Annotated in this window: 25 protein-coding genes; 12 read left to right on the top strand and 13 right to left on the bottom strand. The window is 66.7% G+C overall.

Annotation, left to right across the window (positions count from 1 at the left end; genetic code table 11):
- Positions 1-24: 24 nt before the first annotated feature.
- From D779_RS14905 to D779_RS14885, 5 genes are all read left to right on the top strand, one after another.
- Positions 25-999, top strand: a complete 975-nt coding sequence (locus tag D779_RS14905) for a TIGR01212 family radical SAM protein (RefSeq protein WP_043755540.1) — start codon at positions 25-27, stop codon at positions 997-999.
- Between the two features lie 20 nt (positions 1000-1019).
- Positions 1020-2015: a ubiquinone anaerobic biosynthesis protein UbiU gene (ubiU, locus tag D779_RS14900; protein WP_043755538.1), complete on the top strand. Its 996-nt coding sequence runs from the start codon at positions 1020-1022 to the stop codon at positions 2013-2015.
- Between the two features lie 70 nt (positions 2016-2085).
- Positions 2086-3018: a ubiquinone anaerobic biosynthesis protein UbiV gene (ubiV, locus tag D779_RS14895; RefSeq protein WP_043755536.1), complete on the top strand. Its 933-nt coding sequence runs from the start codon at positions 2086-2088 to the stop codon at positions 3016-3018.
- A 79-nt stretch (positions 3019-3097) separates the two neighbouring features.
- On the top strand, positions 3098-4903 hold the full coding sequence (locus D779_RS14890) for a sensor histidine kinase (protein ID WP_043755534.1): 1806 nt from the start codon (positions 3098-3100) through the stop codon (positions 4901-4903).
- Positions 4900-6258, top strand: a complete 1359-nt coding sequence (locus D779_RS14885; RefSeq protein ID WP_043755532.1) for a sigma-54-dependent transcriptional regulator — start codon at positions 4900-4902, stop codon at positions 6256-6258. The genes D779_RS14890 and D779_RS14885 overlap by 4 nt, the downstream gene beginning before the upstream one ends.
- On the opposite strand, the gene D779_RS14880 is transcribed toward D779_RS14885, so the two are convergent.
- The 4 genes from D779_RS14880 to D779_RS21225 form a co-directional block, all read right to left on the bottom strand.
- Positions 6246-7181: a patatin-like phospholipase family protein gene (locus D779_RS14880; RefSeq protein WP_052348167.1), complete on the bottom strand. Its 936-nt coding sequence runs from the start codon at positions 7179-7181 to the stop codon at positions 6246-6248. The two genes, D779_RS14885 and D779_RS14880, sit on opposite strands and share 13 nt — an antisense overlap.
- A gap of 158 nt (positions 7182-7339) precedes the next feature.
- Positions 7340-8578 (bottom strand): vWA domain-containing protein, encoded by a 1239-nt coding sequence (locus tag D779_RS14875; protein ID WP_043755529.1) that lies wholly within the window; start codon positions 8576-8578, stop codon positions 7340-7342.
- 45 nt (positions 8579-8623) lie between these two features.
- Positions 8624-9184, bottom strand: a complete 561-nt coding sequence (locus D779_RS14870) for a hypothetical protein (RefSeq protein ID WP_043755527.1) — start codon at positions 9182-9184, stop codon at positions 8624-8626.
- Complete coding sequence (locus D779_RS21225) at positions 9181-9729, bottom strand: PspA/IM30 family protein (RefSeq protein ID WP_081763540.1); 549 nt, start codon at positions 9727-9729, stop codon at positions 9181-9183. Before D779_RS21225 ends, D779_RS14870 begins: the two co-directional genes overlap by 4 nt.
- Before the next feature lie 224 nt (positions 9730-9953).
- Here D779_RS21225 and D779_RS14860 point away from each other — a divergent pair, with 224 nt between their 5' ends.
- Entirely contained in the window at positions 9954-10655 is a 702-nt protein-coding gene (locus D779_RS14860; protein WP_043755525.1) for a response regulator transcription factor, read from the top strand.
- On the top strand, positions 10652-12730 hold the full coding sequence (locus D779_RS14855; protein WP_043755523.1) for a sensor histidine kinase: 2079 nt from the start codon (positions 10652-10654) through the stop codon (positions 12728-12730). The genes D779_RS14860 and D779_RS14855 overlap by 4 nt, the downstream gene beginning before the upstream one ends.
- An 81-nt stretch (positions 12731-12811) precedes the next feature.
- Here the strand turns inward: D779_RS14855 and D779_RS14850 are convergent, their stop codons facing one another.
- Positions 12812-14365, bottom strand: coding sequence for an ArnT family glycosyltransferase (locus D779_RS14850; protein WP_043755520.1), 1554 nt, complete (start codon positions 14363-14365; stop codon positions 12812-12814).
- A 365-nt stretch (positions 14366-14730) separates the two neighbouring features.
- Positions 14731-15207: a MarR family winged helix-turn-helix transcriptional regulator gene (locus tag D779_RS14845; RefSeq protein ID WP_043755517.1), complete on the bottom strand. Its 477-nt coding sequence runs from the start codon at positions 15205-15207 to the stop codon at positions 14731-14733.
- Positions 15208-15357: 150 nt separating this feature from the next.
- Between D779_RS14845 and D779_RS14840 the strand changes: the two genes are divergently transcribed.
- Positions 15358-15804, top strand: coding sequence for a hypothetical protein (locus D779_RS14840; protein ID WP_043755514.1), 447 nt, complete (start codon positions 15358-15360; stop codon positions 15802-15804).
- 33 nt (positions 15805-15837) lie between these two features.
- Positions 15838-16242 carry a hypothetical protein gene (locus D779_RS14835; protein WP_043755512.1) on the top strand — a complete coding sequence of 135 codons (405 nt, stop codon included), beginning with the start codon at positions 15838-15840 and terminating at the stop codon, positions 16240-16242.
- A 16-nt stretch (positions 16243-16258) separates the two neighbouring features.
- Here D779_RS14835 and hflK read toward each other — a convergent pair whose 3' ends face one another.
- The 6 genes from hflK to D779_RS14805 all read right to left on the bottom strand — a co-directional run bounded on the left by hflK (position 16259) and on the right by D779_RS14805 (position 22291).
- Entirely contained in the window at positions 16259-17188 is a 930-nt protein-coding gene (gene hflK, locus D779_RS14830; protein WP_043755510.1) for an FtsH protease activity modulator HflK, read from the bottom strand.
- The gene (gene hflC, locus D779_RS14825; protein ID WP_043755508.1) at positions 17185-18078 is read right to left on the bottom strand and encodes a protease modulator HflC; all 894 of its coding nucleotides are present in this window, start codon (positions 18076-18078) and stop codon (positions 17185-17187) included. The genes hflK and hflC overlap by 4 nt, the downstream gene beginning before the upstream one ends.
- A complete protein-coding gene (locus D779_RS14820; RefSeq protein ID WP_043755506.1) occupies positions 18075-18791 on the bottom strand; it encodes an SPFH domain-containing protein in 717 nt (238 codons plus the stop codon). The genes hflC and D779_RS14820 overlap by 4 nt, the downstream gene beginning before the upstream one ends.
- Complete coding sequence (locus tag D779_RS14815; protein WP_043755504.1) at positions 18791-19768, bottom strand: cation diffusion facilitator family transporter; 978 nt, start codon at positions 19766-19768, stop codon at positions 18791-18793. Before D779_RS14815 ends, D779_RS14820 begins: the two co-directional genes overlap by 1 nt.
- Before the next feature lie 75 nt (positions 19769-19843).
- Positions 19844-21604, bottom strand: coding sequence for a hypothetical protein (locus D779_RS14810; protein WP_043755502.1), 1761 nt, complete (start codon positions 21602-21604; stop codon positions 19844-19846).
- A gap of 201 nt (positions 21605-21805) precedes the next feature.
- On the bottom strand, positions 21806-22291 hold the full coding sequence (locus D779_RS14805; RefSeq protein ID WP_043755500.1) for an HMA2 domain-containing protein: 486 nt from the start codon (positions 22289-22291) through the stop codon (positions 21806-21808).
- Positions 22292-22556: 265 nt separating this feature from the next.
- Between D779_RS14805 and D779_RS14800 the strand changes: the two genes are divergently transcribed.
- A complete protein-coding gene (locus D779_RS14800) occupies positions 22557-22913 on the top strand; it encodes an HMA2 domain-containing protein (protein ID WP_043755498.1) in 357 nt (118 codons plus the stop codon).
- 110 nt (positions 22914-23023) lie between these two features.
- Here the strand turns inward: D779_RS14800 and D779_RS14795 are convergent, their stop codons facing one another.
- Positions 23024-23422, bottom strand: coding sequence for a cupin domain-containing protein (locus D779_RS14795; protein ID WP_043755496.1), 399 nt, complete (start codon positions 23420-23422; stop codon positions 23024-23026).
- A 263-nt stretch (positions 23423-23685) separates the two neighbouring features.
- Between D779_RS14795 and D779_RS14790 the strand changes: the two genes are divergently transcribed.
- Entirely contained in the window at positions 23686-24114 is a 429-nt protein-coding gene (locus tag D779_RS14790; RefSeq protein ID WP_232424204.1) for an SAM-dependent methyltransferase, read from the top strand.
- 30 nt (positions 24115-24144) lie between these two features.
- Complete coding sequence (locus tag D779_RS14785) at positions 24145-24555, top strand: RpnC/YadD family protein (protein WP_332307767.1); 411 nt, start codon at positions 24145-24147, stop codon at positions 24553-24555.
- The last annotated feature ends 107 nt before the right edge of the window (positions 24556-24662 follow it).

Here is a 24662-nt window from a genome sequence, read left to right as displayed (position 1 = left end):
GCCAGCCCAGTTAGCTTTGCCCGGATGCCCTCCCCTCCCGCTCAACACCGGATCCTCAGCGATCGCGTCAATACGTTCGGACAGTACCTGCTGAAACGCTACGGCCAGCGGGTGCACAAGCTCGCGCTCAACGCCGGCTTCACCTGCCCGAACCGCGACGGTACCAAGGGTCGCGGCGGCTGCACCTTCTGCAACAACGTCTCCTTCGGCCCCAACGCCGAACGCTCGCCGCAGATCGACCCGCAGCTCGAGGCCGGACGCGGCGTGCTCGCCAAGCGCACGGGCGCGCGACGCTTCATGGCCTACTTCCAGACCTACACCAACACCTACGACGAGGTGGAGGTGCTCAAGTCGCGCTACGACGCCGCCCTGACCCATCCGGACGTGGTCGGACTCTCGGTCGGCACCCGTCCGGACTGCGTGCCCGAGGCGGTGCTGGACCTGTTGGCCAGCTATCGCGCCAAGGGCAAGGAGGTCTGGCTCGAACTGGGTCTACAGTCCGCCGACGACGCCACCCTGGACCGGGTCAACCGCGGTCACGGCTTCGCCGACTACCGCACCGCCGTGGCGGCCGCGCGCAGGCGCGGCATCCAGGTATGCACCCACTTCATCATCGGGCTACCGGGCGAGGGGCGCGAGGCGGCACTGAACACGCTCGACCGGGTGCTGGAACTCGGGGTGGAGGGACTCAAGCTCCATCCGCTGCACGTGGTGAAGCACACCCGCCTGGCCATCGATTGGAAGCGCGGCCAGTATCAGCCGCTGACGCTGGAAGAATACATCCGCATCTGCGCCGACCTGATCGAGCGCACGCCACCCTCGGTGACCTTCCATCGTCTCACCGGGACCGCCTCCAGGGACATCCTGCTCGCCCCCGACTGGTGCAGCGCCAAATGGGCGGTCCTGAACGGGATCGAGGCGGAGCTGTACCGTCGCGGAACGCGCCAGGGAGACGGGCTCGAAACGCTCCCAAATCAGAAATTCCTAAGCACTGCCTGACCCGCTGGAGACCATCCACCATGGAACTCGTTTGTCCCGCCGGCAACCTGCCGATGCTCAAGGCTGCCGTCGACAACGGCGCCAACGCCGTCTATATCGGCTTTCGCGACGACACCAACGCACGTCATTTCGCCGGTCTGAACTTCAACGACAAGCAGCTCGATCAGGGCATCAAATACGCCCACGATCGCGGGGTCAAGGTCTTCGTCGCCATCAACACCTATGCCCAGCCGAACGGCTGGGAGCGCTGGACCGCTGCGGTCGACCGCGCCGCCGGCCTGGGCGTCGACGCCATCATCCTGGCCGACATGGGCGTGCTCGACTACGCCGCCGACCGCTATCCGAACGTCAACCTGCACCTCTCGGTACAGGGCTCGGCGACCAACCCGTCGGCGATCGGCTTCATGCAGCGTCACTTCGGCATCAAGCGCGTGGTGGTGCCGCGCGTGCTCTCGCTGGCCCAGGTCGCCCATCTGATCAAGGAGACGAGCGTGCCGGTCGAGATCTTCGGCTTCGGCAGTCTCTGCGTCATGGTCGAGGGGCGCTGCCTGCTGTCCTCCTATGCCACCGGCCAGTCGCCCAATACCTTCGGCGCCTGTTCGCCGGCCGCGCACGTCGAATGGCGCGACACGGCCACCGGGCAGGAGACCCGTCTCGGCGGCATCCTCATCGAGCGCCGCTCGCATGGCGAGGCCGCCGGCTATCCGACCCTCTGCAAGGGCCGCTATCACGTCGACGGCGAGCTGCGTCACGCCATCGAGGAGCCGACCAGCCTCAATACGCTGGACATCCTGCCCGACGTCATGGCCGCCGGCGTGACCGCCATCAAGATCGAGGGCCGCCAGCGCAGCACCCGTTACGTCTCCCAGGTCGCCAAGGTCTGGCGCGAGGCCATCGACGCCTGCACGCGCAATCCGCAGGCGTTCCGTCCCAAGGAGAGCTGGAATCAGATCCTGGCCCAGGTCTCCGAAGGTACCCAGACCACCATCGGACCCTACGAACGAACCTGGCATTGAGGAAGCGACCAGACTCCAGCTTCCAGCCTCCAGCGCTGCACCATCAGCCTCGATGAACCCTGATCGAACTATGACATCCTCTAGTAACAGCTCACATCGTCCCCGCCTCTCGCTCGGCTCCATCCTCTATCTCTGGCCCCGCGAGCGGGTCATGGATTTCTACGCCGAGATGATCGAGTCGCCGGTCGACGTCATCTATCTGGGCGAGACCATCTGCTCCAAGCGCCGCCAGCTCCGTCCCGAGGACTATTGGGAGCTGGCCGAACGCGTCGTCGCGGCCGGCAAGCAGGCGGTCGTCTCGACCCTGGCACTGATCGAATCGGACGGCGAGCTCAAGACGCTCCAGCGCATCTGTGCCGACGAACGCTTCATGATCGAGGCCAACGACCTGGGCGCGCTCGGCTATCTCGAGGGCCGCCCCTTCGTCGCCGGCCACTCGATCAACCTCTACAACCACCGCACCCTGGCCTTCCTGGCCGAGCGTGGACTCGCGCGCTGGGTGCTGCCCGTGGAGCTGGGCCGCGAGACCGCCGCCGATCTGCTGCGTCTGCGCCCGGAAGGCGTCGAGTGCGAGCTGTTCGCCTTCGGCCGTCTCCCGCTCGCCTACTCGGCGCGCTGCTTCACCGCCTACAACCGCAATCTGGCCAAGGACGACTGCCAGTTCTGCTGCGGCGACTATCCGGACGGCCTGACGGTGTCGACTCAGGACGGCCAGCCCTTCCTGACCCTGAACGGCATCCAGACCCAGTCGGCCAACACCCACAACCTGCTGCCGGCGCTGGACGAGGTCCGCTCCATGGGCGTCGACCTGCTGCGCATCAGCCCGCAATCGGCCCATACCGCCGAGGTCGCCGAGGTCTTCGCCAAGGTGCTGGACGGAGAGATGGACACCGCGGAGGGCATGGCCAAGCTGCGCGACTGGGCCCCCTCGGGGCTCTGCGACGGCTACTGGACCGGACAGGCCGGGCACAGCGCCGGTCTGTCGCCGATGGAAACGCGCTGACCTGAACCCCTCGGCGGGCAGCGAGCCCAGATCCATCCGATCGAGACACCGCCTCTTCTGGGCAGCCCTGCTGCTCGGATTGGGCGCTGGGCTCTGGGCGCTCGCCACCTGGTCCTACCGCGACGGGATCGAACGCCTGGCCGACCAGGGACGGACCGATCTCGATCTCTACATGGCCCATCTTCAGGGCCTGCTCGAAAAATACGAGCCACTGCCGGAGCTGCTGGCCACCAACCCGCGCCTCATCGAGTTCCTGCGCGCACCCGGCGGACGCGAGAGCATCGAGGCGCTCAACCGCTACCTCGAAACCATCAACCGCATCAGCGACGCCACCGACACCTATCTGATGGACGCCGAGGGACTCACCCTCGCGGCCAGCAACTGGAAGGCGGAACGCCCCTTCGTGGGACGCAACTTCAGCTTTCGTCCCTATTTCCGCGATGCCATGGGCGGACGGCTCGGACGCTACTTCGCCCTCGGCACCACCTCCAAGCAGCGCGGCTACTATTTCGCCTATCCGGTCCGAGAGAAAGCGGAGATCCTGGGGGCCGTGGTGGTCAAGATCGACATCAGCGAGGCCGAGCGCCGCTGGGCCAAAGCCGGCCGGATCTTCATGGTCACGGATCTCGACGGCGTCATCTTCGTCTCGACACGCCCCGAGCAGCGCTTTCACACCTTGTTTCCGCTCGACGACGCGACCTATCGGCGGATCGCCAGTAGCAACCGCTACATGGACGCCAAGCTCGAGCCGCTGGGCATCGAGATCCTCGAGAAGCGGCCGGAAGGCGCGCTGGTCCATATGCAACAGGTGACGGGACCACGCGGTCACAGACGCTTCCTGCTCCAGTCCCGCCCCATGCCGGACGCCGGCTGGCAGGTGCACGAACTCTCGGACACCAGCGAGGTCATCCGCGACACGCTCAAGCTGACCACGCTCGCCGCAGCGCTCGTCGCGACAGCGGTCCTGATCGCCGCACTGCTGCTCCAGCACCAGCGCGGCCGGCGCGTCCATGCCGCGCTGACCGAAGAGGCGCGCGCGACGCTCGAACGCATCAATCTGGAACTGGAGGAGCGCGTCAGCACCCGCACCGCCGAGCTGACCCGCACCAACCGGCGCCTGCTCGCCGAGATCGACGAGCGTCTGCGCGCCGAGCAGGCGCTGCGCGAGGCCCAGCAGGCGCTGATCCAGTCGGCCAAGCTGGCCACGCTGGGACAGATGTCGGCCGGTATCAATCACGAACTCAACCAACCGCTCGCCGCCATCCGCACCTATGCCGACAACGGCCAGCTGCTGCTGGCCAAGGGACGCACCCAGGAGGTCGAGCTCAATCTGGAGCAGATCCTGGCGCTCACCGAACGCATGGCCAAGATCGGCTCCCAGCTCAAGCTGTTCGCCCGCAAGACCTCGGGCGAACTGGCCGCCCTGCCACTGGGACCGGTCGTCGAGGGCGCCGCGCGCATCGCCGCGCCCATCCTCGCCCGCTGCCACGGCGAATTGGCGCTGGAGGTGCCGGCCGAGCTGGCCGTCCGGGCCAACGATGTGCTGCTGCAGCAGGTCCTGGTCAACCTGCTCGGCAACGCCTGCCAAGCGATCGACGGCCGCCCGGAGCGACGCATCCGCATCGGCGCGCGCCGAACCGGCTCACTGGTGGTGACGCGGGTCGAGGACACGGGCCCCGGCATCCCCGAATCCGACCTCGCCCTCATCTTCGAGCCCTTCTTCACCACCAAGGCCGCCGGCGAGGGTCTGGGTCTGGGGCTCGCGATCTCGTCGCACATCGCCACCGAGATGGGCGGCTCGCTCACGGCCGTGCCCTGCGAAACGGGCGCCTGCTTCGAGCTCCGTCTTCCGGCGGCCCTCATCCAACCGGCGCATCCGACATGAACGAGAGTCCATCCATCCTCTTCGTCGACGACGAGCAGCACATCCGCGCGGCCAACCGTCAGACGCTCGATCTGGCCGGACTCTCCGCCCAGACCTTCGACCGAGCCGAGTCCGTCCTGCCGCTGCTGACGCGCGACTGGCCGGGCGTGCTCATCACCGACATCCGCCTGCCCGGCATGGACGGTCTCGAGCTGCTGGCCCAGGCCCATGCGATCGACAGAGACATCCCGGTCATCCTCATCACCGGCCACGGAGACGTAAGCACGGCGGTCAAGGCGATGCGCGCCGGCGCCTACGACTTCATCGAGAAGCCCTATCCGGCCGAGCGTCTGATCGACACCGCGCAGCGCGCCCTCGAGAAGCGCGCGCTGGTGATGGAGAACCGCAACCTGCGCGTCGAACTCATGGCCAACACGGCCCTGGGGCCGCGCATCATCGGCCACAGCCCGGAGATGCTGCGGTTGCGCGCGACCATCGCCCGCATTGCCGACACGGGCGCAGACGTACTCATCCTCGGCGAGACGGGGACCGGCAAGGAGCTGGTGGCGCGCTCGCTGCACGAGCACAGCGGGCGCCGCGACCGCAATTTCGTCGCCGTCAACTGCGGCGCCGTGCCGGACACCATGATCGAGAGCGAACTCTTCGGCCACGAGGCGGGCGCCTTCACCGGCGCCAAGTCGAGACGCATCGGCAAGTTCGAGCACGCCCACGGCGGCACGCTCTTCCTCGACGAGATCGAGAGCATGCCCACCTCCGCCCAGGTGCAGCTGCTACGGGTACTGCAGGAACGCGCCATCGAGCGACTCGGCTCCAACCAGCTGATCCCGGTGGATTTCAGGGTAGTAGCAGCCACCAAGATGGATCTGCGCGAAGCGGCCAATCAGGGCAACTTCCGCGAGGACCTCTACTACCGGCTCAACGTGGTCACGCTCCACATCCCGCCCCTGCGCGACCGCCGCGACGACATCCCGCTGCTCTTTCATCACTTCCTGCTGGTCGCCCAGGATCGTTTCCAGCGCACCGCTCCCTTCCCCGCCCAGGGCGAGGTGAGCCGGCTGCTCGGCTACGATTGGCCGGGGAACGTGCGCGAGCTGCGCAACCTCACCGAGCGCTACGTCCTGCTCGGCGAGCAGTTCGACTGGTCGCTGGCGGATCTGCTCGCGGGACCCATGGCCGGATCGCCGCGAACCCTGCCCGAGCAGGTCGAATGTTTCGAGCGGAGCCTCATCGTCCAGGCGCTCGCCTTCAGCAAGGGCAGCATCAAGGACACCATGTCCGCCCTCGGCATCCCGCGCAAGACGCTCTACGACAAGATGCAGAAGCATGGTCTGAACAAGGACGATTACAAGGCATGAGTCGGACAGCTTCCTAGAGCAGCACCCGCTCGGCGGGGCTCCATCGCCGATTCCGCGAGCGCATATCCAAGCTCGATCAGCTCGCGTGCACGATGGAATTCGTGCGCGGCGGAGGCGTCGCGCGGCACGTCGATGATGACGTCCGGCCGATAGGCCGCGATCTTGGTCGCCGCGATGGCGTTCTGCATGGTTTCGAACGAGCGCGTCGTCAGCTCGAAGACCCCGAATCGCTGGTCTCCGGACCCCACCAGGTTCGAGCCGATGGTGTCGAGAAATTGGCGTATCCGCGCCTGATAGCCCTGGTCCGCCTCCGGCTCGCGCCGCTTGGAGGCAGGGAGCGTATCGGTGCGCCTGGACTGGGGCGTCTTGGCATTGAGATTCACCGCGATGGTGAGGTCGGTGAAGTCGCGGAAGGTCGGCGCGATGGGGACCGGGTTGAGCAGACCGCCGTCCACCAGGGTCATGCCCTGGTATTCATAGGGGGTGAAGATGCCGGGCACGGCGATCGAGGCCCGCACCGCGTCGAACAGCGGACCTTCCGAGATCCACACCTCGCGCTGACGCTCGATATCGGTCGCAACCGCCGTGAAGGTGACCGGCAGATCCTCGATCTGTCGCTCGCCGACCATCTCGCGCAGTCTATCCATGATGCGATCGCCCTTGAGCAGCCCGTCGCCGCTGAAGGCGAAATCGAGAAAGCGCAGCACGTCCGTGCGGCCCAGCGAGCAGACCCAGCGCTTGTAGGCGTCCAGCTCGCCGGCGGCATAGATGCCTCCGATCAGGGAGCCCATCGAGGCCCCGCTGATGGAGGCGATGCGGTAGCCCTGATCGATCAGACACTCGATGATCCCGATATGGGCGAGCCCGCGCGCACCCCCGCTGCCGAGGGCCAGAGAGACGCTCTCTTGGATGGATGTCGACATGGTACAGACCCGGTTGGTTGGAATGGCGGCCAGCTGGCTGGCGGCGGCACTATCGCGTTGCATCCGTTCCGGGTCAAGATGATGGGCCATCCGCGTTACGGGAGATCGCGGATGGCCCACCGAGGGGACGCGTTCACCGATCGGTATGGACGCGACCCTCAATAGGCCGGTGCGGCGGCGTCGTATTCGAGCCCCACGTCGGCCGCCTGTTTGCGCACGGCGCCGAAGATCTTGTTGTCGAGCGACGCCTCGGCGCCGCCGGACTCGGCGAGCTTCTCCTTCAGGTAGGTCGCGCGCTCGGCCGAGAGCGCCTGGATCTCTCGACGCAGCGCCTCTCGCTTGGCCGCCCGTTGATCGATCAGATCGCGCCGCTGATCGGCCGTCAGCTCCTTGAGCGGCTCGGGCAGCTGTTCGGCCGGCAGATCATCGAGCGCCACTCGGCCTTTGGAGATCTCCTCGACCAGCTCCTTGTCGCCGAGCAGGCTGGCGGCGCCGCTCTCGGTCGAGGCGAACTCGGCCCGCCGCGCCCGGCTGGCCGGAGAGGCCGCGGCCTGGACCTCCTTGGTCTTGGCCAGCTTCTCGCGTTTGAGCGCGCGCTCCTCGGGTGCGCCGTAGTAGAGTCTGGTCTCGTCCATATCCGCCGCCAGCTCGGCGAGCCGCGCGTCGAAGGGCGTGGCGATGGCCACGGCGCTGCCGGACTGACCGACCTGGAAATAGCTGCCGTTGCCCAGCTGGGCGATCTCCCGCCACTGGCGGCGCGTCGAGTCGATGTCGCCGCATTGGATCGCATTGATCCGGATCCCCTGGATGCCCGCCTCCTTCAAGGTCTGCGGATAGGGCACCTCGTTCGGATAGTCCATGTGCGCCTCGGCATCCCCAACCAGGAAGATGACGCGATAGACGTTCGGGTCCCGGCTCCAGCCGATCCGATGCAGCGCGTCGCGCAGCGCCTGGTTGACGCTCTCGGGTCCGTCGCCGCCACCCTGGGCCTGGAACTGCATCAGCTGGGCCTGAATGGCATCCAGATCCGAGGACAGGTCCACCACCCGCGTCACATAGTCGTCGCCCCGGTCGCGGTAGGCGACCAGCCCCATGCGGATCTCGGGGGCCGGCTGGGCCGATGCCATGCTGGTGGCGATCGACCAGATCTTGTCCTTGGCGGCCTGGATGAGACCGCTCATGCTGCCGGTGGTATCCAGCACGAAGACGACCTCGATGACCGGCGACCGGGCGGCGGCGGGCGATCCCTGCGAGACGCTCGGTCCCGGCGCGACGGGCGCGACCGGTTCTGCGGACATGAGCGTCGTATCGTTGAGGACGACGGCGGCGGTCAGCCCGAACAGGCCAGCAGCCAGCAGCCCGGTCTTGAGATGGGATGTCTTGGTCTGGGTATTCATGGTGTAAACCTGGATGTGTCGACTGAGAAGAGCGCGTCCCGAGCTTCATTCGGACCGGGACAGACGGCGCAGCGCGCGCTCGGCGGTCCGCTCGGCGCGATCGAAGTCCGCCGAATGGCTTGCGGAGGAAGGGTTCTGTTTGGTGAGCGGCGGGATGGAGACGAAGAGCGCCTGAACCAGGAACAGGGTCCAGATGGCGAGGAAGGGACTGCCGGTCCGCATCGTGACCCAGAGTGCCGCCAGCGCGCCGATCAGCATCAGGCCGAGATCCATGAGCGCGGCGATCGGACCGCACTGGAAACAGAGCGAGCGCACCAGCCACAGCCCCATGAGCTGCGAGACCGCCAGGATGCGAAGATCCGAGCTCAGGGACCAGACCGCCCCGGTGACGATCAGCCAGAGCAGCAGCATGGATGAACGCCCCGCCGAGGGATGCGCCCGACCGACCAGATAGAGGACATAGCCGAGCCCGAGGGCCATGAGAACCCAGGCCGCGGCGACCTCGGCCGGAACCATAAGGGTCGCGCCACCGAACATGACCGCCCCCATGGCGGCGGCCAGAAAGGCGACCAGAACCCCTTCGGCGAAGCTCGGGACCTTCTTCATGACCGCGCCCCCCGCGCACGCTTCGCGCGCAGCAGGGCCACCTCGATCTCGGCGTCGCGCACCGCGCAGGCCGTATCGGGATCGGTCTCTGCCGGATCCTCCGGATCGCGAGATTGGACCGCTTCGTGTAGCTCGGCCTGGGCGCGCAGCGCCTCGAGCCGTTCCGACCTGCCCCCGATGCGGCGTTCCAGCTCGGAGCGGCCCGCGTCGAGACGGGCGGCATCACGCCTCGCCGCGTCGAGCCGGCGGGCGTTCTCCAGTCGGCGCCGGATCACCGAACGCGCCAGATCCTCCTGTCCGGCGTCGAGACAGTCCTCCAGCGCCGCCGCCTCGTCCTGGACGAGGCGCTCCAGTTCGACCAGGCGCTCGGCGAGCCGTCCGCGACCGCGCTCGAGCCGCGCCATCTCCTGGCGATCCCGATCCAGCGCCTGTTCCATATCGCTCAAGACCTGGGACAGGATGAGATCCGGCGCCTCGAAGCGGTCGAGCAAGGCATTGATATCCGCGCGCAACAGCCGCGTCATCCGCAACATGATGGTCATCATCGAACCTCCCGAAGTCGTTCGTCTGTCAGTGACTCGAGTCTATGGAGGACAGTGACCGAACCCCAGGCAGGGATTGGTAAAAATCGCCGGCGGCGATTTACATCGAATTTACCCGCGCCCGGGAGCCCGGGGTGCTAGCCTTCACGGCTGAACGACACACTCGGCCAAACGAAGCGCGCCCGGCTTCCCCCGCCGGGGAGCGCGGCATGGATCCAGATCGCCACATGAAGAGCCAAGACAAGCAGCGCATCCTGATCGTCGAGGACAAGGAGGCCATCCGGATCGGACTGGAGGATCTCTTCGTCTATCACGGATTCGAGGTCGAGACCGCCCCGGACGGACCCGGCGGACTCGCCATGGCACTGACCGGCACCTTCGACATGGTGCTGCTCGACATCATGCTGCCCGGGCTCGACGGCTTCGCCATCTGCGACCGCATCCGGGCGGTCGATCGCGTCCAGCCCATCATCATGCTCACCGCCCGCGGTGCAGACGCCGACATCATCCAGGGCCTGCGGCTCGGCGCGGACGACTATGTCTCCAAGCCCTTCTCGGTCACCGAGCTGGTGCTGCGGGTTCAGGCCGTCCTCCGCCGCGCCCAGGGACGCGAAGAGACGACCCCCGTCATCCGCATCGGCGACCTCGAACTGGACAGCCAGTCGCTCTGCGGCCGGCGCGGCGACGAGGAACTCGTCTTCACCCGCCGCGAGATGGATATCCTCGACTATCTGGCCGCGCACCGCGGACGCGCGGTCTCGCGCGAGGAGCTGCTCAACAAGGTCTGGGGATATGCGCGGGACTGCGGACTGGAGACCCGCACCGTGGACATCCATATCGCCAAGCTGCGCCGCAAGGTCGAGCCGGACCCGAGCGATCCGATCCGCCTGGTCACGGTGCGCGGCGTCGGCTACCGCCTGGTCGAATGAAGGGTCTCGAAACGGCGAGCGCCCGGACCCGGCTCCGGCTCGGGATCGTCTCCTTCATACTGGCGCTGGCGGTCCCCAGCCTGCTGCTGGTCGACAAGGCCTACGACCAGATCAAATGGGAGTCCTTCCGTCAGCAGCAGATCGCCGCCGAAGCCTTCGCCGCGCGGGTCGACGACCGGCTCGCCGATCTGGTGCGCCAGGAGGACGCGCGCGGCATCGACGACTACGGCTTCGCCTCCGGGGATGCCGGGCGCGGCTATCGGCGCCGATCGCCCCTGTCCGACCTCTCCGCCAGCCAGGGTATCCCCGGGCTCATCGGCTGGTTCCAGGTCCGCGCCGACGGCCGTTTCAGCTCGCCGATCGTCCCGGAGCCGGACCTGCCGCCGTCCGAGTTCGGGATCGATCCCTCCGAGCTGGCACTGCGCCAGGCGCAGGCACAGCGGATCGAGGGCATCCTGATCGGCAACAGACTGGTGGAGCGCGGGGCGCGCGAGCTCGACGCGCCCGTGCCCGATCCCGTCATCGTCTCGCCGTCCGAGACCACCCGCAGCCGCGCCCAGGTCTCCGGCTCCGCCGGCTATGACGAAGCCCAGTCCTATTCCATGCAGCGTTCGGCTCCGCCGGCGGTACCCGGCACGCTCAACAAGAAACTCTCCCAGGCGGCATTCGAGCGCCTCGCTGCCGAGGACGAAGCCCCGGCGGCAGCGATCGCGCAGAAAATCGAGAAGCAGACGGCCACCACCCTCGAGGGGCTGGAGAAACCCAAGAGCAGGATACCCGAGAGACTGGCGGACGAGATCGGGGCGGAACTCGAGTTCGCGCGGCCCGGCCCCGCACCGCCCATGCCCGAGAAATCCCGAATGCAGAGCGAAGAGACGTCCGGCGCCCAGCCCGTACAGCTCTTCGACACGGCCATCGAGCCCATGGAGGTGGGTCGCCTCGACAGCGGTCATTTCCTGCTGTTCCGCAGCGTCTGGCGCAACGGAGAGCGGATCATCCAGGGTGCCCTCATCGAGCAGCGCGCCTTTCTCGAGCGCGTCGTCGGCGATGCCTTCGAGGCAACGGCATTGGCGCGCACCAGCGATCTGGCGCTGGGCTATCGCGGAGCCCTGCTGACCCGCTTCCATGCGACCCCGGGCCGCCAATCCGGCAGCGGCCAGCCGGCGCTCAGCGGCACCCTGCTCTACCGCACGCGCATGCAGGAGCCATTCGGCGGGCTCGAGCTCGTCTTCAGCGTCACCCGGCTGCCCGATCCCCCCGGCGCGGCGGTCATCGGCTGGATGGCGACGGCACTGGCCTTGGTGCTGGTGGGCGGCGGCTGGCTCATGTACCGGCTGGGGATGGGACAGATCGAGCTGATGCGTCAGCAGCAGGACTTCGTCTCCTCGGTGAGTCACGAGCTCAAGACGCCCCTGACCTCGATCCGCATGTACGCCGAGATGCTGAGCGCCGGATTCGCGGCCGAGCACCGCAAGCAGACCTACTACCGGCTGATCCACGAGGAGAGCGAGCGCCTGTCGCGGCTGATCGCCAACGTGCTGCAGCTCGCCCGCATCGGACGCGACGCCCAGGTCCTGGAGATCCAGCCGGTCGGACTCGAGGAGCTGCTACGCACGGTGCGCGAGCGGGTCTCGGCCCAGGTCGAGCGTGCCGGTTTCGCCCTCGAGATCGGCTGCGGGATGGACGCCTGGGTCCAGGTCGACCCGGACGCATTGGTCCAGATCTTCATCAACCTGATCGACAACGCGCTCAAGTTTTCGGCCGAGTCGCGCGAGCGCCGGATCCGGATCGGCTGCGAGCCGCGCGGCGAACGACGGGTTTGTCTCAGCGTGCGGGATTTCGGCCCCGGCATCCCCAGAGGCCAGCGCGCCCGGGTCTTCCAGCTCTTCTATCGCGGCGAGGAGGCCAAGCGCCGAGCCATCTCGGGAACCGGCATCGGTCTGGCGCTGGTGCGTCGTCTGACGCTCGCCATGGAGGGACGGGTCGAGGTGGTCAACCGGGATCCAGGGGCCGAATTCCGTATCGAGCTGCCACTGATCCAGCCGCCTGGAACGCGAAAGGCGGACGCGGGATGATGGCCCATCCCAGCGTCCGCCCCAGCGGTGCCTCGCGGTCGGTGGCCCAATGGGCCGCCAGCGAGGTATCCCGGCTCCGGCCTACTCGGCAGCCGGCGCGGCGGCCTCGGAGGAGGTGGCTTCGGGCGCAGACGATTGTGCGTCTGCCGCCTCGGCCGACTTCTCGAAACGCAGCGCGAGCTCGCCGACACCCGGCTCCTCGATCATGCCGCGTTCGGCAATGACCTGATCGACCAGCGGCTGGTGCAGGGCCAGCAGCGCCCAGGTCATGACGACACCGGCCGGCCAGGCCAGCAGCGCCGAGGGGTTCGGCGAGCGGAAGCGCATCAGGATCCAGATCCAGATGACGGTGGCCAGGGCCGCGACCAGATAGAGACCGGGCTGGAAGGCATAGCCGTAGTCGGCCGGGATGTAGGCGGCCAGCTGTTCGATCTCGGGCAGTTGGCCCTGGAAGCGGAAATAGCCCCAGAGTCCCCAGAGCGCCACGGCGACGAGGCCGAACAGCAGGGTCGAGACCCATTTCATGGGCATCACCAGCAGATCGGGCATCCGGGTCACGGCACCGGCCCCGAGCACCGCCAGGGGCACCAGCAGCATGAGCGCGTCGACCGGCTGGGCCGGCTCGGCGACGAGCATGACCGCCCAGCCGACGACGGAGACCAGCAGGGCCAGACGCACGCCGGGGAGACCGAAGAAGGCACCCGGACGCAGCAGCAGTGCCAGAGGCGCGAGCAGCCAGGCCGGGAAGGCCATCACCAGCGCGGTCCAGAGCCACTCGAGGTTCTCCTCTGGGGTTCCGAGCGCGAGGTTGTTCAGATAGGGATCGAGCGTGTTGCCCCACAGCCACTGGTCGAAGAGCTGGGGATCGCGCTCGTGCAGCAGCCAGGGCCAGACCAGGAACCAGGGCGCGGCGAACAGGAGCCCCAGGATCAGTCCGCGGATCTGACGCCCGAGTCCGCCCCAGGTGGCGAGGAAGGGCATGGCCACGGCCGTGATGCCGAGGATCGCCGGACCCAGGAGCCCCTTGGCCATGAAGGCGATACCGGCGCCGGTTCCGAACCAGAGCCCGCCCCAGAAGACGGACTTGGGCAGACGCAGCAGACCGTAGAGCCCCATGGTGGCACCGGCGATCAGGGCGCTGTCCGCAATCGCATCGTGTCCGAACCAGACCATGCCGAGCGTGCCGAGCAGGAGCAGAACCGTCATGGCCCCGGCCGGGCCGACGCCCTTGCTCACGGCGGGCTGCCAGGTCAGCCGACCCAGCAGACCGGCGAACACCAGGGTGATCGCCAGATAGAGCCCGGAGGCGACCCGGGCCGCATCGGTCTGCGGAACGTATTGGGCCAGGCGCTCGACCGTCACCAGCTCGACGGCGGTCAAGGGATAGAGCGGCGGCGTGTCCAGGGCGGGCTGGCCGGCCTGCATGGGCACCACCAGATCGCCGCTGTCGGCCATCGACTGCACGATCTCCAGGTTCTGCACCTCGTGCAGCTTCCAGGGGGCGTGGCCGACGAGGGTGGAGCCGACGAAGACGATGGCCAGGATGAAGGTCAGCAGCACGAGCGAGCCGCCTTGCGGCCGCACGCCTCCGGAGGCCGACTTGGCGTCGGCGGATGCATTCTCTGCGGTGGACATATGATTGATTCCTCGCTACAAAATCTCGCGGATGTTAACACGGTTCGGGCAAATTTTAGAGTCTTCTAATTTTATGAATTTTCATCGAACAATGGAGCCTGAACCGCCACGACCGCTCGGGGAATGAGTTGGCTCGCAACCGGGCCGGAAGCCGAGGAGGCGCTTGAAACCAGGACAAGCGATCCCCAACGGCGATCAGGAGGATAGCCTATTCTCGCCCGACTCTGGACCCGTATCCCGTTCTCTCGACCGCCTCCCGGAATGACTCCCGGCGATGGGTCGAGCCTCTCGGTGGCATCGAGACCAGCGTCATCTGACGGACGGCTCACGCGATTCCGTGAAGGCGCGGCCCGCTTCATCCCGAATCATAGGGATTCGGTACGGCCCCTGGCCGGGGTGTCCCGATCGTCGGCGGACGCCTGCAGGGTGGCGATGATCCGGCGCATCGTCGCCTGGAAGGCCGCTCGCTCCTCGTCCCCGAGCCCCGCCAGCGCGTCGGCGTTCACCGCCTCGGCCGCCGCCGTTGCCAGACCTTCGAGCGCGCGCGCCTCATCCGTCAGCCAGATGCGCTGTACCCGCCCGTCGGCCGGATCCTTGCAACGCCGAATCAGACCGTCGCGCTCCATGCGCGTCAACGTGTTGGCCATGGTCGGCTGCTCGATGTCCAGACGCTCGATCAGCTCGCGCTGGGTCAGACCGTCGTTCTCCCACAGCACCAGCAGGGCCGGAAAGGTCCCGGTGCTCAATCCCAGCGGCTTGATCCGCGCCTGAAGGTCGCGCGCGAACAGGCGCGCCAGGTGATTGGCGAGATAGCCCGCCGACTCGTCTTTATTGAAGGTCATCTGATTCGTCTCGACTGAAGCCGTCCGTCGCAGGCAAGAAGGATGCGATCGACGCATCCCAACGCTCGAATCCCGTCTTGGTACCACTTGCATAGCTTGATATGCAATGTTATATAGCACGCTATGTTTTATTCGAGACGGAGATATCCCATGCCCAAACGCATCCATCCCATCGCCGGCGCGATCGCGCTACTGACCATCCTGACCTTCTGGATCGCCACGGTCCTGGCCGAGACGCTCGGCGACACGGCCGCCATCGTCGCGGTCAAGACCGCCATCCCCTGGGGTCTGGTGATCCTGGTTCCGGCCCTCGCGGCGGTCGGCGGATCGGGCTTCGCGATCGCGCGCGACCGCTCCGGGGGACTGGTCGCCGCCAAGCGCCGACGCATGCCGCTCATCGCCGCGAACGGTCTGCTGATCCTGGTCCCCTGCGCCTTCCTGCTGTCCTTCAAGGCCCAGTCGGGAACGCTCGACACGGTCTTCTACGGGGTCCAGGCACTCGAACTGATCGCCGGGGCCGTCAACATCGCCCTGCTCGGCATGAGCCTGCGCGACGGTCTGCGCCTGAGCGGCCGGCTGCGCACGGCCACCGCCTGAACACCGGAAAGGATCCACCCGAGGAGAGAAACCATGCGTACCGAACACGCCCTGCTCGCCGCACTTCCCGCGCTGGCGCTCGCCGGCTGCGGCGCCCCCCACCTGAAGACCCTGCACACGGCCGAACAGGCGCTGATCGGCGAGGATGCCGACATATTGGCGCACTGCATCGGAGAGCCATTGGAGATCCGCGAGGTGCCCGGCACCTCCTCGACACGTCTGTACCGCTACTCGTCGGCCCAGTCGCGCAATGCCGAGGGACGGCTGCTGTCCGATCCCGCCCCGGATCCCGATCGCGATGCCACGGCCTGCGTCTTCGACATCCGGGTGCGGGATGGACGCATCGTCGCGATCGCGAGCGACAATCGCGCAGGCTGGGGATTCGGCAGCATCAAGCGGTGCTCGGCGGTGGTCGAGCGCTGCGTGGACGGCCGATAGGCGCGGCCGGCTCGGGTCAGGGATGCCGCGGGCTCGAAGACTCCGGCGGCTGGACGCGAGAGGGGCTGGCGACCGTGACCCGCGCCCTGCCGAGCACGGTCTCCAACGTCTCCAGATAGAGCCGCCGGCCCATGATGTCCGGCGACCGGCGATATTCCCGCCAGGTGGTCGTGAAATGGGCATAGTCGCCCCGGGCCTGCTCCAGTCGCTCGCTGGCGTAGGCCTGTGCCCGCTGCAGGGTCTGGTTGGCATCGCCCCGGGCGCGGGCGAGCCGGGAGCTGCGCTCGCCGCGCTCCATCTGGATCAGCTTCTGTTTCTCGGCGCGCGCGGCGGCCACCTCGTCGAAGGCCCGCTTGACCGGTTCGGCCGGCTCGAGCCGCTTGATCTGCACCGAGGTGACGTTGATGCCCAGCCGCAGGACGCGCACCTGGGCCTGGAGGGTCTGGCGCGGGCTCGACTGGAGCCGATTGCGTCCGGTGGTGAGCAGGGTGTCGATCCGTTGTCCGGCGACGTACTGGATGGCCTCGGCGCGGGTCAGCTGACGCAGCAGCGACTCGGGCTCCAGGACCCGGGTCTGGAAATCGCCCGGTCCCTCGATGGTGTACTGGAGCACCAGTGCGACGGCGGCCAGCCCCAGATCGCCGCTGGTCAGCTCGCCCTGGAGCCGCTCGCCCGCACCCTCGGACAGGTCCAGCTCGATCGAGCGCACGGCCGTGGTCGCCAGACGCTCGACCCGCTCGATCGGCCAGGGCAAACGATAGTGCATGCCGGGCAGGACCCTATCGTCGAGCATGCGCCCGAAGCGGTAGAGCACGCCGCGCTGCTCCGGGCCGACCGAGTAGAAGCCGCTCGCCAGATAGATCCCCGGAAGCACCAGCAGGAGCAGTACCCAGAGGAAGACCCGGCTCGCGTTCAGGACGCGGGCGATGTCCTCCGAGAGCTTCACGGGCTCTCGGCCGCCCGGGGCGGCGTCAGGAGCTGCTCGAAGATGGGGGTGTCGGTGGAGAGGACGAAGGTCGTGCCCTCGCCGAGGATCTTCCGATAGGCATCCAGGGTCCGGGTGAGCCGGTAATAGTCGGCATCAGTCTCGAAGGCCTCGGCATAGATCCGCGCCGCCTCGGCCTCGCCCTTGCCCTTGACGGTCTGGCTCTCGCGATAGGCGCGGGCCAGCAGCTCGCGGGTCTCGCGCTCGGTCCCGGCGGCGATGTTGGAGGCGGCCTCCTTGCCCTCGGCACGATACTGGGTGGCCAGACGCTCCTGCTCCGAGATCATGCGCTGATAGATGGCGCGCAGATTCTGCCTGGGAAAGCCGAAGCGGCTCGGCCGCACGGCCACGACCTCGATCCCGAACTCGCGCAGCGCCATCTCGTGGGTCTGCTCGGTCACGCTTTCGAAGATCCGCGGCAAGCCGAGCGAGGATGTCTCGACGGCGAAGATGTCGCTGAGCGGGAAGCTGCCGATGGCGGCCCCCATGCTGGCGTTGACCAGATCGCGCAACCGGATCCGAGCCGTCTCGCGGTCGCGCACGCTCTGCAGGAAGGCCCCGGCGTCGCCGATGCGCCAAGCGGCGAAGGCGGCGACGACCAGGTTGCGCCGATCCCGGGTGACGAATTCGCCCGGCTCCAGGACGAGCATCTGCAGACGCTTGTCGAGCATGGTCCGGGTCTGGATGGGCGCGGGCAGCTTGAACGCGAGCCCGGCCTCGCGGATGGTGCGCACCGGCTTGCCGAACTGGGTGACGACGGCGATCTCCGTCTCCTGCACCGGAAAGACGGAGGTGACGAGCAGATAGCCCGACAGGATCAGTGCGCCAAGGATCCAAAGGGGGCGTTTCACGGTCGTGTCCTCCTGCGCGCCGCCGGATCCGGCGCTTCTATGCCGATGAGTCCCTGGCCCCAGAGACGTCTGTCTCCCGGATCCAGCGCGGCATCGGTGACGATGATCTCGCGGCCGGCCAGACGCTCGGTGACGACATCCAGATAGCGGTTGAAGCGGACGACCTCGGGGTGGCTGCGGTAGACCTGGGTGAGCGCGGCGAAATGGGCGGCATCGCCCTCGGCCGCGAGGCGTTTCTCGATGGCCTCGGCGCGCGCCGTCGCATCGGTGGCGACGCCCTCGGCATGGGCGTCGGCCAGCGCGGCCGCACGCCGCGCCTCGGCACCCAGTTCGAGCGTCTGCTTGTCCTGGAGCGCGTCGAAGACGTCGCGATAAGCATCGACCACGCGCGGAGGTGGCTGGATCGAGAGGATCTGCAATCCGACGACGACCGGGTCCAGACCCAGATCGCGAAGCTCGATCCGGACCCTGTCGGCCGCGCCCGCGGCCAGATCGTCCAGATCCTGGTCCAGCAGATCCGGCAGGCGCCGGCTGGAGATCCGTTCGGTGAGCGCCAGCTCGGCGACATGGGCCATCATGCGCTCGATGTCCGCCTCCCGGACCTGCATTCGGACCCCATAGGGAACCCGATACTGGAGCGCGGCACGCACCTGCACGAGGTTCTCGTCGCCCGTCGCGACCAAGAACGCTGCGTCCCCGGTCTCGCGCGACATCAGATTGACCTGGCGCCAGAGCCCCTGCTCCGCTTGCGATCCCTGGGCGCCCAGGGGGACCGAGTGGAGATAGCTCGAATCCCAGATCCGAACGGCCAGGGCGGCGCATAGTGCAGCCCCGGCTCCAGACCCAGCTCTCGGGTCTGGTAGAGGATCTGACGCGTCCCCGTGTGACCGTAGGGGACCTGACGAAGGCCGCTCGCCGCATAGACCAGCAGTGCCAGGACGACGAGCAGCGGCTTGCTGGTTCGGCGATAGAGCCGCCGAGCGGATCGCCAGGCCGGGAGCACGAACCCGCTCAGACGCCCGATCCCCAGCCTCCCGGCCAATTCCTCGAACAGCGGCCGCTGTTCGAGCGCCTGCCCCTTGGCCAGGCTGCGAATGCCGCCGACCAGGAGCTCGAGACCCAGCCCCACGACCATGAGCGCGATGACGATGGCCACGATCTCGTCGAGATAGACGCCGATCATGGATCCGATCAGCGAGACGAGCACGGCGACCGAGGAGAAGACGTCCATGCGGCTGTGCGAGCCGTCGGCCTCCAGGGCGGGCGAGTCCGTGTCGCGGCCGACCATGGACTTGAGCCGGGACATGAGATGGGCGATGACGATGCAGACCAGCACCCCCAGGATGCCGACCCAGACATGCTGGAGCTGATCCGGCGATCGCCCCATGAGGTCGCGTAGGATCTGCACTGGAAAGAGCAGGATGAGCCCGGCCACCAGGATCGCAAGCACCGCCTCGAAGCGGTAGGCGCGTTCGATGGCCGCCGCGCTGCCCTTGCGTTCCTGGGCGTTGCGGGTCACGAGCCCCAGCAGCAGCATCAGGGAGACGGCCAGGTCGGTGATGGAGTGATAGGCATCGGCCAACAGCGCCGCGCTGCCCGTGACCCAGGCGGTCAGGAGCTTGATGCCGACCAGCAGCAGATCCGCCGAGATGGCGAGCGATGAGGTGCGAATACGGCGATCGGCGATCACGTCGGGGCTGAATTGGGGCCAAGAATGGCCCGAAATGATATCGCTTCTTTATTGCGACCAGATGATGCCCCCGAATCAGTCGAACCGCGCCAGGGTCTTCAGCGACCGATCGACACCCGTCGGCAGATCCTTGGGCACCAGAGGCATGACGCGAACGAAGGGGGTGAGATTGACGTCGCGTCCATGGACGAAGTCCTGATCCTCGACGATGGTCCGGTAGGCCTTGTCGAGCCGAATCGCCCGTTCGGACGAGGGTATGAGCGCAAAGGCGATATCCTCGCGCAGACGCTCGAACGCCTCGGCCCTGGACGTGCCGTCGGACGCGAAGAAGCGCGCGGTCAGCTCCGCGTTGTCGAGATAGTCGCTGCCGGAACGGGTCTGCATCAGGTAATGGCTGTATTCGGGATGGATGCCCTCGCCCATCACCTCGATCACGGATTCGGGTACGCCTTCGACGCCGCGCTGAGACCAGTGATACCAGCCGCCGCGATAGGCGTCTCCGCCAAGCTTGCGGGCGAAGGCGAAGGTGGTGTCGCTGGTGACGCCGATGCCGCCGTGACAGCCCATGCAATAGAGCGTCTCCTCCTGGGATTGGGGGCGCAGATCGCCCGCCCGGTCCTCGATGAAGCCCTGGTAGACCCAGCCCTGGGTAAAGAATCCGCGCTCGTAGTCGCCGGGCGCCTCCTTGACGACGTCGTTTTCGTACTCGCGCCGCTCGGCCCCCTCGCGGTCGGCGATGCCCTTGAGCTCGGCATAGGTGTACCAGGACTTCTTGCGGGCGTAGCGCAGCTCCTTCATGCGCGCGGAGGGCGCGACCCGGCCGGCCGCGTCGGCGTCCAGATAGCGCAGACTCTGGACGAACTCGGTTCCCTCGGGAAAGAGGCCCGCCGCCAGATGGATCCGGCCCTCCTCGAGCTCGCGTCCGGCCAGCCCCACATAGGACATGAGACGCCCCTCGAGCGGCGCCCAGTCGTAACGGACCCAGCGGCTTGGGCCGAGCCGGCCGTCCTTGTCGAGATCGACTCCGAAATCGCGTTCGTCGACCGGATCGATGGGGACGTCCGCACGTCTGATCAGCGCCTCGACGATGGCGAGGTTGAGCGCGTAGACATCCATGTCCGGCTCGCCCCGCGCATCGCGCCGGAAGGCGTCGGCCAACCGGATCAGCACGTCGCCCGCGCTGCCGTTGGTCGGCCAGTAGGTCCCGGGCAGCGGGTAATAGGCGAAGGCCCGCCAGCCCGTGTATCCGCCGGCCGGGTCGCGGTCGAATCCCAGATCGTCGAAGCGAAAATAGACATCGGGGACATAGCCGTCCCAGATGCCGTCGCCGTCCAGGTCCCAGTGCTCGGGCAGCGTCCGGAGACGGTGCGCCAGGATCAGGGATCCGTCCGCCGAGCTGTAGTTGCTCCGCCGCACCCAGTCGCGCATCCAGCCGTCGTCCATGCGCTCGATGCGCGCCGTCCGATCCTCGAAGACGTTGGGCCAGGGCGTGGCCAGCGCGGCCTCCGCCATCTGGTATTGCCGCTGGAAGAGCGCGTCGTCGATGAAATTCGGCGCGTCGCCCCGCTGATGGCAGGTGTAGCAGGGATTGAGCGCCTCGCCGTCTTGGAGACTGGGCAACACGTAACACTGGGGCACGAGATAGGCGAAGGCATTGCGCACATGGGTGTCGCGCAGATCCAGCGGCTCCTGGGTTTGGCGGCTTGAACAGCCGGCGGTCTCCAAGACATCCGGTCCGGCGGAGCGGAACGACCAGAGGACGAGGAGCAGACTCGAAACGACGAGGATCGCGGCCCCGAGGATGAGACGCCAAGCGGATGATTGGAGGACATGCATGGGCGGAGACCTGAGAGCGGTCCCCGCGAGCGACGGACATGGCGGCCGGGTCGCGGGGCGTCGGAATGGCGTTTTAAAACGAACGCCAAGCGTCCCATACACCCATGACGCTTCGATGACCGACTCCGGAAAAACCGGCGCGCTTGGATCCGCAGGACTCCGTGCGGTCGGTCGTGAAGGAGATGCGACCGAGGAAAGAGATCAGGGTCGAAACAGCGCGACCGAGGCCAATAGACGCCCATGAAGGCGCTGAGTCCAGTGATCCCGCCAGCAGCGCCAGAAGTCGGTCAGTATCCAGCGCGCCGCCTTGAGCTTGAGCTGGCAGATGGGACAGGCGGCCAGAGCCTGCCCGCTTGCCCGCTTTTTGGGTGCCTCCACGCGTACTCGTGTCTTTTCCGGACGCGCCCTGGATCTCTCGGCGCGCCTGGAGACCTTGGGAGGAGGCGGTGCGACGGATGCCGCCGGCATCAGAATGGGCGTCAGCGCCCGATCGAGCAGATCGCGGGTCGGGGTGAAATCCGGACGATGGTGGATCACCAGACTGGCGCAACCGCTGTTGAGGCGCACGCGGTGGATGCCCTCGAGGGTTTCCAGCGCTTCGGCGAGACGGGACCCCAGATCCGGGGTCCGGCCGAGTGCCGGCACCCGCAGACGCGTCCGACCTGGAATCTGATGGCGGATATCCACCAGGGCCCCGCTCCGTGACCGATTCTTTGCAAGCAGCATCGCCAAGTCCCCCGAAATGTCCCCTAAACGAATGACCTCGTTAAGGATAGGCGAAATCGCAGTCATTTTGCAAATACGAACAGTTCGCGTTATATCAAGCGCGATCGGTCGCATTCCGATTAGCGAAACAAATAAGAACCACTTGCATTCGAGTTCGGGTTAGCCATAGAATGCGAACCAGTCGCGTTTCCATGACTTCTCGCAATCCCGACCGAGGAAATTTCGCATGAGCCATTCGATCCATCATGTGCCCGGTAGACTCCGTGTCCGTTCGAACGCCTTTCGCTGCAGACCCGAGGAGGCGCGGGAAGCCCAGAGCCGTCTGGCCTCGATGGAGGGCGTCACGCAGGTCCGGCTGAATGCCCATGCCGGAAGCATCACCGTCAATTACGATACGGACAGGCTGTCGAAGCAGACCCTGCTGGAGGCCATGAAGGATCTGGGGTGCGCCCCGGTGGCGCCCAGGGCGAGCCATGCCGCCGCGAGCAAGGCGGGCGAGATGTTCGGCAAGGCGCTGGTCGGCGCCATCGTCAACAAGGCCGTCGAAAGATCGGCATTCAAGCTCGTCAGCGTCTTGATGTAATCCCAATCGGGGAGCGGCCGCGAGGGAAACGACGATCGGATACCTTACCGGCATCCGATCGGCCGAAACATTCGGCGCGCATCCGAGCCGTCATCCTAGACGCCTCGTCCTCAATCCTCGATTTCGGCACCCGCTCCATGACGCTGTCCGTGCCGATAGCGATGCCCCCGTCCGATCTCCAGCACGGGCGAGCCGAAGAAGGCCAGCACCGTCAGGTCTTCCTGAATATCGAAGAAGGCATGGTCGCAGGCCGCGTGCACATACATGAGCGTACCCTGCTGGACCCGGTGCTCGGTCTCGCCGATCCGCAATTGTCCCTTGCCCTCCAGCACAAGATAGAGCTCGTCCTCCTCGTGGGCGCTGGCCATGTCTTTGGATCCAACCGGCAGATGGTAGATGGAGCAGGACAGTGAGGGCGTGCGCAGGAACTCCCTGAAGGTGACGCCGTTACGCTCGACCTTGGCGAGCAGCTCATCGAGTTGGAAGACCTTCCAATCGCTCTCTTGCATGGCTAAAAACCTATAAAAACAGTACGTTAATCACTTCAAAAGACGAATCCGACGATAGCAAGAGACGCCCTGTCAGGCAAACTGAGAAGGATTTGCATGTTCATCCTGTCAGCAATGGATCCGCTCGAATCTTCACGCGATCATCAAGCCGCCTCGCCCCCTCCCCTGCCCTCGGGCATAGGGTCGTCAAGAACGGAGTAGACTTGAACCCATGCTCGGCAACCAAGGAATCGCGAGTGACTCCCACGATGAGGATGTCCTGGATGATCCTTCTGACTCTGGTGATCGGCGTGACAGATATGGCGGCCCAGGAACAAGACGCGGATTCCGGACCGGTCTACCAGATCCGGCCCATCGGCTGGGTGCGCAAATCCGAGGGGCACGCCCGGATCGAGATCCAACCCCGCCATCGACCGGGCCTGCTGGGACTGGAGGCCGGGGCGACGATCTGGGTACTTTACTGGTTCGACCGCAACGATACCCCCGAGCGGCGGGCGATCCAACAGGTCCATCCGCGCGGCAATCCGGAGAATCCGTTGCGTGGTGTCTTCGCCACGCACGCGCCGGTCCGGCCGAACCTGATCGCGCTCAGCCGCTGTCGGGTCCTGGCGGTCGAGGGAACGCGGATCGAGATCGAGGACATCGACGCCTTCCCGGATACCCCGGTGCTGGACATCAAGCCGGCGGATTGAAACAGTCGCCGCCCCGAGGATATCGAACGGGTGCTGGCGAGTCTGATCGGTTGGCTCGCCACCCCCGAGCAGGACAGCCTGCGCCGCGCCTTCGTGGTCTGGCTCAAACGCGTGCTGTTGCCGGCACGGGTTCCGGGCGCCGAGTTGCCGAACATCAACGATCTGCAGGAGATGCGCGCCATGTTGGCCGAAAGAGTGAAAACCTGGATCGAGGAGTGGAAACAACAAGGTCTTGAGCAAGGCATCAAGGAAGGGATCGAGAAAGGCTTGTCTCAAGGAGAGATAAGACTGCTGCGTCGCCAATTGGTCCGACGTTTCGGTGCCCTGCCCGCCTGGGCCGAAGCATGCCTCGATCAAGCAAGCGAAGCAGAACTCGAGATCTGGGCCGATCGCATACTCGACGGCGAGACTCTGAAAGAGGTGCTCAGGGAACCGATCTGAGGATCGGCTTCGCAAGCGAAAATCGCACATCGAGTCGCGAAGAGGTCAGCTCGGCCGCAATGCATCCATTAAGTGTCAGCGCTCGCGAGATGAATCTTCAGGGCTCT

Source organism: Imhoffiella purpurea, assembly GCF_000585215.1.
GTDB classification, from domain to species: domain Bacteria; phylum Pseudomonadota; class Gammaproteobacteria; order Chromatiales; family Chromatiaceae; genus Imhoffiella; species Imhoffiella purpurea.
This window is presented reverse-complemented; position numbering and strand designations above follow the sequence as displayed.